10 protein-coding genes are annotated in these 9,114 nt (G+C 74.8%); 4 read left to right on the top strand and 6 right to left on the bottom strand.

Annotated elements, in window-relative coordinates:
* Positions 1-192: 192 nt before the first annotated feature.
* A complete protein-coding gene (locus FNQ90_RS05545; RefSeq protein WP_182605230.1) occupies positions 193-1,218 on the bottom strand; it encodes an anti-sigma factor family protein in 1,026 nt (341 codons plus the stop codon).
* Positions 1,215-1,955 carry an RNA polymerase sigma factor SigE gene (gene sigE / locus FNQ90_RS05540; protein ID WP_407699308.1) on the bottom strand — a complete coding sequence of 247 codons (741 nt, stop codon included), beginning with the start codon at positions 1,953-1,955 and terminating at the stop codon, positions 1,215-1,217. The genes FNQ90_RS05545 and sigE overlap by 4 nt, the downstream gene beginning before the upstream one ends.
* 438 nt (positions 1,956-2,393) lie before the next feature.
* Between sigE and FNQ90_RS05535 the strand changes: the two genes are divergently transcribed.
* A complete protein-coding gene (locus FNQ90_RS05535) occupies positions 2,394-3,107 on the top strand; it encodes an O-methyltransferase (RefSeq protein WP_143617761.1) in 714 nt (237 codons plus the stop codon).
* A 160-nt stretch (positions 3,108-3,267) separates the two neighbouring features.
* Here the strand turns inward: FNQ90_RS05535 and FNQ90_RS05530 are convergent, their stop codons facing one another.
* Complete coding sequence (locus tag FNQ90_RS05530; protein ID WP_103500878.1) at positions 3,268-3,435, bottom strand: DUF3117 domain-containing protein; 168 nt, start codon at positions 3,433-3,435, stop codon at positions 3,268-3,270.
* 265 nt (positions 3,436-3,700) lie between these two features.
* Here FNQ90_RS05530 and FNQ90_RS05525 point away from each other — a divergent pair, with 265 nt between their 5' ends.
* Positions 3,701-4,507: an enoyl-CoA hydratase-related protein gene (locus FNQ90_RS05525; protein WP_182605231.1), complete on the top strand. Its 807-nt coding sequence runs from the start codon at positions 3,701-3,703 to the stop codon at positions 4,505-4,507.
* Positions 4,508-4,565: 58 nt separating this feature from the next.
* Here the strand turns inward: FNQ90_RS05525 and FNQ90_RS05520 are convergent, their stop codons facing one another.
* The gene (locus FNQ90_RS05520) at positions 4,566-4,979 is read right to left on the bottom strand and encodes a DivIVA domain-containing protein (RefSeq protein WP_182605229.1); all 414 of its coding nucleotides are present in this window, start codon (positions 4,977-4,979) and stop codon (positions 4,566-4,568) included.
* 81 nt (positions 4,980-5,060) lie between these two features.
* Here FNQ90_RS05520 and folP point away from each other — a divergent pair, with 81 nt between their 5' ends.
* Positions 5,061-5,921: a dihydropteroate synthase gene (gene folP / locus FNQ90_RS05515; protein WP_143617751.1), complete on the top strand. Its 861-nt coding sequence runs from the start codon at positions 5,061-5,063 to the stop codon at positions 5,919-5,921.
* A 64-nt stretch (positions 5,922-5,985) separates the two neighbouring features.
* Here folP and FNQ90_RS05510 read toward each other — a convergent pair whose 3' ends face one another.
* Entirely contained in the window at positions 5,986-6,771 is a 786-nt protein-coding gene (locus FNQ90_RS05510) for an LOG family protein (protein WP_182605228.1), read from the bottom strand.
* A gap of 218 nt (positions 6,772-6,989) precedes the next feature.
* The gene (gene dapE, locus FNQ90_RS05505; protein WP_182605227.1) at positions 6,990-8,108 is read right to left on the bottom strand and encodes a succinyl-diaminopimelate desuccinylase; all 1,119 of its coding nucleotides are present in this window, start codon (positions 8,106-8,108) and stop codon (positions 6,990-6,992) included.
* Between the two features lie 409 nt (positions 8,109-8,517).
* Between dapE and FNQ90_RS05500 the strand changes: the two genes are divergently transcribed.
* Complete coding sequence (locus FNQ90_RS05500; protein WP_182605226.1) at positions 8,518-9,036, top strand: ATP-binding protein; 519 nt, start codon at positions 8,518-8,520, stop codon at positions 9,034-9,036.
* Positions 9,037-9,114 lie beyond the last annotated feature (78 nt).

Raw genomic sequence — 9,114 nt, 5'->3', positions numbered from 1 at the left:
GGGTGGCGCCGGGCCGCTGTACGGGCGGGGCCGGGGCCCACGGCCCCGGTGGACCGTAGGGCGGCGTGCCGTACGGGTCGCGACCGTGCAACGGCTCGGCGCCGCTCCTCGTCTCATCCATGGCAGCCCCCTCCGGTCGGGTCTCCGCGCGGCGCACCGCACCCTGGATTACATCAGGTGGCGGCGGGGAAATCAGCGGGGGCTCGGAACACCACCGTGACCGGCGGTGGCGACGGGCAGCGGATGCTCCGGAATCGGGTCACGGAGGGCGTCCTCACGGTTCGGGGGAACCGGCGACCCGAGGGACCCGGAGCCGATCGGGACCGAGGGGAACACCGGGTACGGATCGACGGAGCCGGGAAGGTCGGCGAACATGTCCGCCACCACCGGGAGCGGCAACGGGGAGGGCTGCGGCACCGTGACCGCCCGCGCCACCGGCACGAAGCCGGACCGCGGCGGCGTCGGGACCGGAGTCGGCGGGTCCGGGGAAACCGACGACCCGACGTACGGGGTGGGGCCGGGGAAGCCACCGGCCAGGGGCGCGTTGTCGAGCCGGTGCTGTCCCGAACGGGAGGAGGCTCCGGCGCCGAGCACCCCGCGCAGGGCCTCCCGGGCCGCCGTGGGCCGGGCGCCGGCGGCGGGGGCGGTGGTGCCGCCCGCGGCGACCGAGGCCCCCGGGGTGGGTCCGGACGCGGAGGGGACACCGGGTGAGCCGACCGCCCCGGCGCCCAGCACCCCGCCGATGGCGACGGCGGCCAGGGAGAACGCCCCGGCGGCGGCGAAGGCGAGACGCCGGGGGCCGCGCCCCCGCACCGGTTCGGGACGGTGGATGCGGAAACCGTGGCCCGGCGGGCGCAGCACGCCGGCGCCGTCCGCGGCCGGCAGGGAACGCGGCGCGGCGGCCGGCATCGCCGGACCGGCCGACGGGAGGCGCGGTCGGGAGAACGGGGGGGCGCCGGGACCGGCGAACGGCCCCTCCCCGGTGGGTGCGTCGGGCCCCGGGAGGGACAGCCCCTGCAGCCGGGCCAGCAGGGCCGGCGGCGGGGGCGGCAGGGCACTGCCCGCGCAATAGCTCTTCACCCTGCGCTGGGCGTCGGCCTCGGCACGACAGCCGGCACAGGTCGCCAGATGGGCGAGGACCCGCTCGCGATCGTCGATGCACAGTTCCCCGTCGACGAACGCGGCGAGTCTGTCGCCGAGATGGTGCTCGCTGGTCACTCCGCTCCGCCCTCCCCGGCACCGGCCAGGGCCGCGACCGGCTGCCGCACGCGTCCGCGCGGGGAGCGGTGGCGCAGCGCCTTGCGCAACTGGGACCGTCCCCGGTGGATGCGGCTGCGCACGGTGCCGAGCTTCACGCCGAGGGTCGCGGCGATCTCCTCGTAGCTGAGCCCCTCGATGTCGCACAGGACCACGGCGGCCCGGAAGTCCGGGGCGAGGGTGTCGAGGGCCTGCTGCACGTCGGCGTCGAGGTGGGTGTCGTTGTAGTGCTGCTGGGGGGAGGGCTCCCGGCTGGGCAGACGGTCGGCCGCGTCGTCACCGAGCGCGTCGAAGCGGATGCGCTGCTTGCGCCGGACCATGTCCAGGAAGAGGTTGGTGGTGATGCGGTGCAGCCACCCCTCGAAGGTGCCGGGGGTGTAGGTGGACAACGAGCGGAAGACCCGCACGAAGACCTCCTGGGTGAGGTCCTCGGCGTCGTGCTGGTTGCCCGTCAGGCGGTAGGCCAGCCGATAGACCCGCGCGCTGTGCGTGCTGACGATCTCCTCCCAGCTGGGCGGGGACCAGGCGCCGGACTCCGGGCCGGTGGCGAAGGTCGCGGTGGTCGGTGCCGGGGCGCTCTCCCCGGCCCTCCCGTCCCCGGTCGCGGGGGTTTCCGCAGAGGGGGCGACCGCGGCACCCGCCCGCGCCCCCTCGGCGCCGGCGGCACGCCGTTCCGCCGGGACGCGGGCACCGGGCACCGCCGGCGGGACCTCGACGGGGGCGTTCTGGCTGCGGTCAGCGATCTCGGTCACAGAATTCGGCCGATCGGTGGGCCGCAGGAAACGGTTCAGCGCCTCCCTGACCCCGGACGCGGCCGCACCTCCCCTGTCGGCTCTGGTGGTGTCCAGCGGGTTCCCTACCATAGCCACCTGCCCTGTCAGCTCCGGATAAACGACCGTGCGCACCCCGACGGCCCCCGGGCCGGGGTGCCGGCCGGGGGTCCCGGCCCTCCGCGTCGAACGCATCCACCGCACCTTCCTCTCCGGTCCAGCCGGTCCATCCGGCCTCTCCGGCCCCGCCGGGTTTCCTCCGGTATCGCTTCCGGTGTCCCGCCGAGGTGGTTCCGTCGGTGTGCGGGAACGCCGACCCGACACGCGGGCCCCGCCCTCCCGGAGGGATCAACGCGTGGTCCGCGCATCCGGTTCCCCCGGGAAGTCGATACAGTCGATGCGCCTGACGGACGGGGACGGGAGAAGGCCATTACCGGCAATCGGCAGACCAGCTGGGCGTTCGCCGAGGCTTACGGCACCCCGGACGCCGCCTCGGCCGAGGGCGCCGCGCTGGCCCGGGCCCGTGAACGGGCGGCGGAGGCGGGCGTGCGACCCGTCTCACCGGGCTGCGGCGACGCCCTGCGCCTGCTGGCCGCGGCCACCAACGCCAAGGCGGTGGTGGAGATCGGCACCGGTACCGGCGTCTCCGGTCTCCATCTGCTCCAGGGGATGCGTCCGGACGGCGTGCTGACGACCATCGACACCGAGACCGATCGCCAGCAGGTGGCCCGACAGGTCTTCCGCGCGGCCGGGTTCGCGGCCAACCGCGCGCGCCTCATCCCCGGTCCGGCGCTGGACGTGCTCCCGCGGCTCGCCGACGGGGGCTACGACATGATGTTCTGCGACGGCGACCGGCGGGACTACCCGGAGTGCCTGGAGGAGTCGCTGCGGTTGTTGCGGTCGGGCGGCCTGGTCTGCTTCTCCGGGGTCTTCGCCGAGGGACGCACCATGGCGACCGCCGCCCCGCCCGCCTCGGTACGGCGGCTGCGGGAGCTGCTGCGGGCGATACGGGAGAACCACGAGTTGATACCGGCCCTGCTACCGGTGGGCGACGGTCTGCTCTGCGCCGCCCGGCGCTGAGGCGGGGCCGCGCGACCGTTCCCGCGCGGAAAGCCGTCCCGGGCCGCGCCGGGACGCCGGGACCGGTGGGGGCGCGCGGATCGGGGGCGGACACGTCACCGCCCCGGAACGCGCGGGACGTTCCGGGGCGGGCACACGGGGTTACCGGGCACGGTGGGACTCAGCCGCACACCTTCTTCAGCTCCTCGTCCAGGGCCACCGCTTCATCGGGGGTCAGCTCGACGACAAGCCGCCCGCCACCCTCGAGCGGAACGCGCATGATGATGCCCCGCCCCTCCTTGGTCACCTCGAGCGGGCCATCGCCCGTCCGCGGCTTCATGGCCGCCATGCTCGTTCCCCTTCCTGAAACCAGCTCATCGCAATCGGCGATCGATCCGTCGCCGACCTCGAACAGATTGCTTCCCGCTCATTATCCCGCATCGGGGGAGTCGATGACCAACCCCGACGGATCTTCCTTCGACAACACGCACTCGCAAAAGCACGGCAATCCGGCAAACTCCCCGATCCCGCCCGATCGACCCGGGAGCGGATGTGACCGACCGGTCGGCACGCCGGCGTTCCCCCGATCGGGGTGGTGCGCCATGCTGTTCCCCATGGCCGACACCGTTCTCCACGACCTCACCGACCACCTCGCCACCATCACCCTCAACCGTCCGGACGCGATGAACGCGCTGGACACCGCCACCAAGGTGGCGCTGCGAGACGCCCTCCTCGACGCCGCCGCCGACCCGGAGGTCCGCGCGGTCCTGCTCACCGGTGTCGGACGCGCCTTCTGCGTGGGGCAGGACCTGCGCGAACACGCCGGGACCCTGGCCGCCCGCGACTCCGGCGACGGGGATCGGGGCGCCGCCCTCGACACCGTGGCCGAGCACTACAACCCGATCACCCGCGCCATCCTGGAGATGCCCAAGCCGGTGGTGGCCGGGATCAACGGCACCGCGGCGGGCGCCGGTATGGGCTTCGCGCTGGCCGCCGACTACCGGGTGGCGGCGGCGGGGGCCCGCTTCACCACGGCCTTCGCCGGCGTGGGCCTGGCCTCCGACTCGGGTCTGTCGTGGACCCTGCCGCGCCTGGTCGGCCCGGCGCGGGCGGCGGACCTGCTGTACTTCCCGCGCACCCTGGACGCGGCCGGGGCCGAGCGGCTGGGGCTGGTGCAACGGGTGGTGCCGGACGAGGAGTTGCCGACGGTGGCGCTGGAGATCGCCCGCGACCTGGCCCGGGGGCCGACGGTGGCGTACGCGGGCATCAAGGAGGCGATGGCCTTCGGCGCGACCCACACGGCGGCGGAGACCCTGGAGCTGGAGGGCCGGTTGCAGGCCCGGGCCGGGGCGACCGAGGACCACCGCGAGGCGGTGAACGCGTTCGTCGCCAAGCGGCCCCCCCGCTTCCTCGGGCGCTGAACGTCGGGTCCCCGGGGCGTCCCCGCGTCCCGGGGGAACGCCCCGGGCGTGCCACCCCTCAGCCCCGACCGTCGCCCGCGGTTCCGTCGGCGCCGGTGGGGGCGTCGCCCGGACCCGCCGTCCCGCCGGCCTCGGCGTGCGCGGCGGCCCGCTCCCCCACCGGTCGGGCGCGCAGTTCGGCGCGCAGTTCGGCGATCCGGGCGTCCCGCTCGGCCAGTTCGGCGGCGAGCCGGTCCAGCACCTCGTCAACCTCGGCCATCCGGTAGCCGCGCGGCGCCACCGGCAACCGGATCGCCACCACGTCCGCGGGCGCCACCGGCCGGTCGGCCGGCAACGGGTCGTGCGGTCGGTCGGGTTCGGCGTCCGGCAATCCGCCGGAGACCGGCCCGCCGGAACCGTCACCGCTGCCGAGCACGGCCAGCGTGACCCCGCCGACCACGACGACCATCGCCGCCATCAACCACCAGAACATCGCCGCGTCTCCCCTGTCCCTCCCCGGGCCGACCGCCCCGGGCCGCCGTCGATCGTGTCACGGCCGCCGTATTCTCGCAGCATGCTGCGACTGGGAACCCGCGAATTCGGTCCGGACGAACCGGTGATCATGGCCATCGTGAACCGCACCCCGGACTCCTTCTACGACCGGGGGGCGACCTTCGCGGACGAGCCGGCGCTCAAGCGGGTGGCCGAGGCGATCGACCAGGGCGCGGCGATCGTGGACATCGGCGGGGTGAAGGCGGGCCCCGGCGAGGAGGTGGACGCCGCCGAGGAGATCCGCCGCACCGCCGGCTTCGTCGCCGAGGTGCGCGACCGGCACCCGGACGTGGTGATCAGCGTGGACACCTGGCGGCACGAGGTGGGCGAGGCGGCCTGCGAGGCCGGTGCGGACCTGTTGAACGACGCCTGGGGCGGGACGGACCCGCGCCTGGCGGAGGTCGCCGCCCGCCACGGGGTGGGGCTGGTGTGCACCCACACCGGCGGCGCGGCGCCGCGCACCCGCCCGCACCGGGTCTCCCACCCGGACGTGATGGCGGACATCATCGCCCGCACCACCGCGCTGGCGGAACGGGCGGTGGCCCTGGGCGTGCGGCGGGACGCGGTGTTGATCGACCCCGGCCACGACTTCGGGAAGAACACCCGACACTCGCTGGAGGCCACCCGGCGGCTGGACGAGATGACGGGGACGGGCTTCCCGGTGCTGGTGTCCCTGTCCAACAAGGACTTCGTCGGCGAGACGCTGGACCTGCCGGTCCGGGAGCGACTGATCGGGACCCTGGCGGCCACCGCGATCTCGGCCTGGTTGGGCGCCCGGGTCTACCGGGTGCACGAGGTGGCGGAGACCCGGCAGGTGGTGGAGATGGTGGCGGCGATCGCCGGGCGGCGCGAGCCGCGGGTGGCGCGGCGCGGGTTGGCCTGACCACCGGCCCCGCCCGACACGGGCGGCCGGGCCCGGCCCGCGCCGCGGCGCGGGCCGGAGCCGATCAGCGGGTGACCTTGGTGACCAGCTCGATCGCCTCGGTGACGTCGTCGGTCAGGTGGAAGAGGTGTTCGTCCCTCGGGGACGCCTTGCCCCGGGCGATCAGCGTCTCGCGCACCCAGGTCACCAGGCCGCTCCAGTAGTCGGTGCCGACCAGCACGATGGGGAAACGGGTGACCTTGCCGGTCTGCACCAGCGTCAGCGCCTCGAAGAGCTCGTCCAGGGTCCCCAACCCGCCGGGCAGGACGACGAAGCCCTGCGCGTACTTCACGAACATCGTCTTGCGGACGAAGAAGTAGCGGAAGTTGACGCCGAGGTCGACGTACTCGTTCATCCCCTGCTCGAAGGGGAGCTCGATCCCGAGGCCGACGGAGACGCCGTTCGCCTCCAGGGCGCCCCGGTTCGCCGCCTCCATGGCGCCGGGACCACCACCGGTGATCACCGCGTAGCCGGCCTCGGCCAGCGCGCGACCGATCCGCACCCCCAACTCGTACTCGGGGCTGCCGGGCGCGGTGCGGGCGGACCCGAAGACGCTGATGGCCGGACCCAGTTCGGCCAGCGCCCCGAAGCCCTCCACGAACTCCGCCTGGATCCGCATGACCCGCCACGGGTCCTCGTGCAGCCAGTCGGAGGGGCCCTGGGTGTCCAGCAGGCGCTGGTCGGTGGTGCCGGGCACCATCTGGTCGCGACGGCGCACGACCGGGCCCAGGTGCTGCTCGCGCCGGTGGACGGCGTCCCGGAAAGCGGTGGGGTCGGGGGTGTCCCCCGGGGTGTGCTTCGCGCTGCTCATATCCGCTCCTCGCTGCCGTACGGTCGATCCACCCGTGCCGACGGTCCGGCCCCCGGTGGCACGAGGGGATCTCCGGCAGCCTACGCCGCGCACCGGCGGGGCCCGCTACGCGCGGGTGAACGCGCGGGGACCGTCCGGCGCGCCCCCACCGGGCCCCGGGGGCGGATCCGGACGCCTTCACGCCCCGCTCGGGCGTGACGCGTCGCCGTCGGAGCGACTCACTCCCCCGTCGGACCGGTCAGCCAGGCCCGCAGGCGTTCCTCGCACCGGCGCACCACCGCCGTGTCCACCCGCTCGTCCCGACGGTGCGCCAGGGTCGGCTCGCCCGGCCCGTAGTTGACCGCCGGGACCCCGAGCGCGCCGAACCGTGCCACGTCGGTCCAGCCGTACTTGGGACGCGCCGTGCCGCCGACCGCCGCCATGAAGGCACGGGCGGCCGGGTGCTCCAGGCCCGGGCGGGCGGCCGGCGAGTGGTCGGTGACGACGAAGTCCGCGATGTCGCAGTCGGCGAAGACCTCCCGCACGTGCGCGAGCGCCGCGGGTTCGTCCAGGTCGGGGGCGTAACGGTAGTTGACGGTGACCACGCAGGCGTCGGGGATGACGTTGCCGGCCACCCCGCCCGTGATACCCACCGCGTTCAGGCCCTCCCGGTACTCCAGGCCGTCCACCATCGGTCGGCGCGGCCGGTACCCGGCGAGCCGGGCCAGCACCGGGGCGGCGGCGTGAATCGCGTTCTCCCCCATCCAGGAACGGGCCGAATGGGCGCGTCTGCCGGTGAGGTGGAGTTCGACGCGCAGGGTGCCCTGGCAGCCGCCCTCCACCTCCCCGCCGGAGGGCTCCAGGAGGATCGCGAAGTCGGCCGTCAGCCACTCGGGTCGGTGCTCGGCGAGGTGTCCCAGACCGTTGTGCTCGGCGGCGATCTCCTCGTTGTCGTAGAAGACGAAGGTGAGGTCCCGGTTGGGCTCGGGGACGGTCGCGGCGATCCGCAACTGCACGGCGACCCCCGACTTCATGTCACAGGTGCCGCACCCCCACAGCACACCGTCGGCGTCCAGCCGGGAGGGGACGTTCTCGGCGATGGGGACGGTGTCGAGGTGCCCGGCGAGCACCACCCGCTCGGAGCGGTCCGAGGCGGTGCGGGCGACCACGTTGTTGCCGTACCGGTCCACCCGCAGATGGGGCAGCCCGCGCAGGGCCGCCTCCACCGCGTCGGCGAGGGGCTTCTCGTCCCCGCTCACCGAGGGGATGTCCACGAGGCGGGCGGTGAGTTCGGCGGCGTCCACCGAGAGGTCCAGGGGCGCGCCGGCGGTTCCGGTGGAGTGGGGTAGTGCGTGCATGTCGGGTCACGCTACCGGGTGCCGGAACCCCCGCCGGGAGGATGTCTTTCCATCCCCTTCCGGTTACCCCTTGTCATGGGTGGCGCGCCACGAGGCGGGGCCGGAGCCCCGCGCGGGGCCGACCGTGGCGCTCCCGCCGGCACGGAGGTTCGGATCGCGTGGCGGCGTTGGCCCCCGGCCCGGAAGGTCGCCCCGGGACACGCCCGCACGTCAAGGCGGCGCCTCCGGGTTCCCTCGTTCGGATTCCCATCGAGGTAGAAGAAATGATAATTACAGAGCGTTACCAATACTTTACCCCGACAGGCCGCAACCTCGGCACCGGTTTCGGCGATAGGCAGGACGCGCCCGATCGGGTTATCCCGTCGAACCGCATCTGTCCTCGAACGCGCATCTCTCGCCAAGGAGCATCATGTCCCACCCCCTCAAGCGCCACATCGCCCGCGCCGCGCTGGTGATCGCCGCCGGCGCCGCACCCGTCGCCGGAGCAGCCGGGGTCGCGCACGCCCTGGAGCCCGCGCAGGGCGACCTCGGCGGGCTGAGCGCCCTGGACGGCGCCGCCGCCGGGGAGGCGCTCGACGGCGCGATGCAGAAGGGCACCGCCCTCGCCGGCGAGGCCGCCGGCGAGGCCGTGAAGACCGCCGTGCCCGCCACCGGCAAGGTCCTGGGCGCCGCGACCCGCAGCGCGACCCCGGCCGCGCAGGAGACCGTCGGCGGGGCCGCCGGCAGCGGTGCGGCGGTGCTCGGGGAAACCGTCGGCGCGCTGGCCGGCAGCGGCCTGGCCAACGGCAACCTGCCCAAGGACGGGCTGCCCCTGCCCAAGCCGAGCGGCGCGGGCCTGCCGATCGCCGTGCCGATCGACGGCCTGCCCGGCGGCGGCCCGCTCGCCGGCGGCCAGGGCGGCCTGCTCGGCGGCCTGCCCATCGGCTGACCCCGACCCGACCGCGGCGCTCCCGCCGCGGTTACGGCGCCGGTCGGATGCCCGTTCCGACCGGCGCCGGTCGCGTCC

It is taken from the genome of Streptomyces alkaliphilus, assembly GCF_014141535.1.
In the GTDB taxonomy this organism is placed as follows: Bacteria; Actinomycetota; Actinomycetes; order Streptomycetales; family Streptomycetaceae; genus Streptomyces; species Streptomyces alkaliphilus.
This window is presented reverse-complemented; position numbering and strand designations above follow the sequence as displayed.

Coding starts and splice junctions, on each gene's coding strand:
- FNQ90_RS05530 (WP_103500878.1), bottom strand. CDS start 3,435: ATGGCGGCCATGAAGCCGCGGACGGGCGATGGCCCGCTCGAGGTGACC.
- FNQ90_RS05525 (WP_182605231.1), top strand. CDS start 3,701: ATGGCCGACACCGTTCTCCACGACCTCACCGACCACCTCGCCACCATC.
- FNQ90_RS05520 (WP_182605229.1), bottom strand. CDS start 4,979: ATGTTCTGGTGGTTGATGGCGGCGATGGTCGTCGTGGTCGGCGGGGTC.
- folP (WP_143617751.1), top strand. CDS start 5,061: ATGCTGCGACTGGGAACCCGCGAATTCGGTCCGGACGAACCGGTGATC.
- FNQ90_RS05510 (WP_182605228.1), bottom strand. CDS start 6,771: ATGAGCAGCGCGAAGCACACCCCGGGGGACACCCCCGACCCCACCGCT.
- dapE (WP_182605227.1), bottom strand. CDS start 8,108: ATGCACGCACTACCCCACTCCACCGGAACCGCCGGCGCGCCCCTGGAC.
- FNQ90_RS05500 (WP_182605226.1), top strand. CDS start 8,518: ATGTCCCACCCCCTCAAGCGCCACATCGCCCGCGCCGCGCTGGTGATC.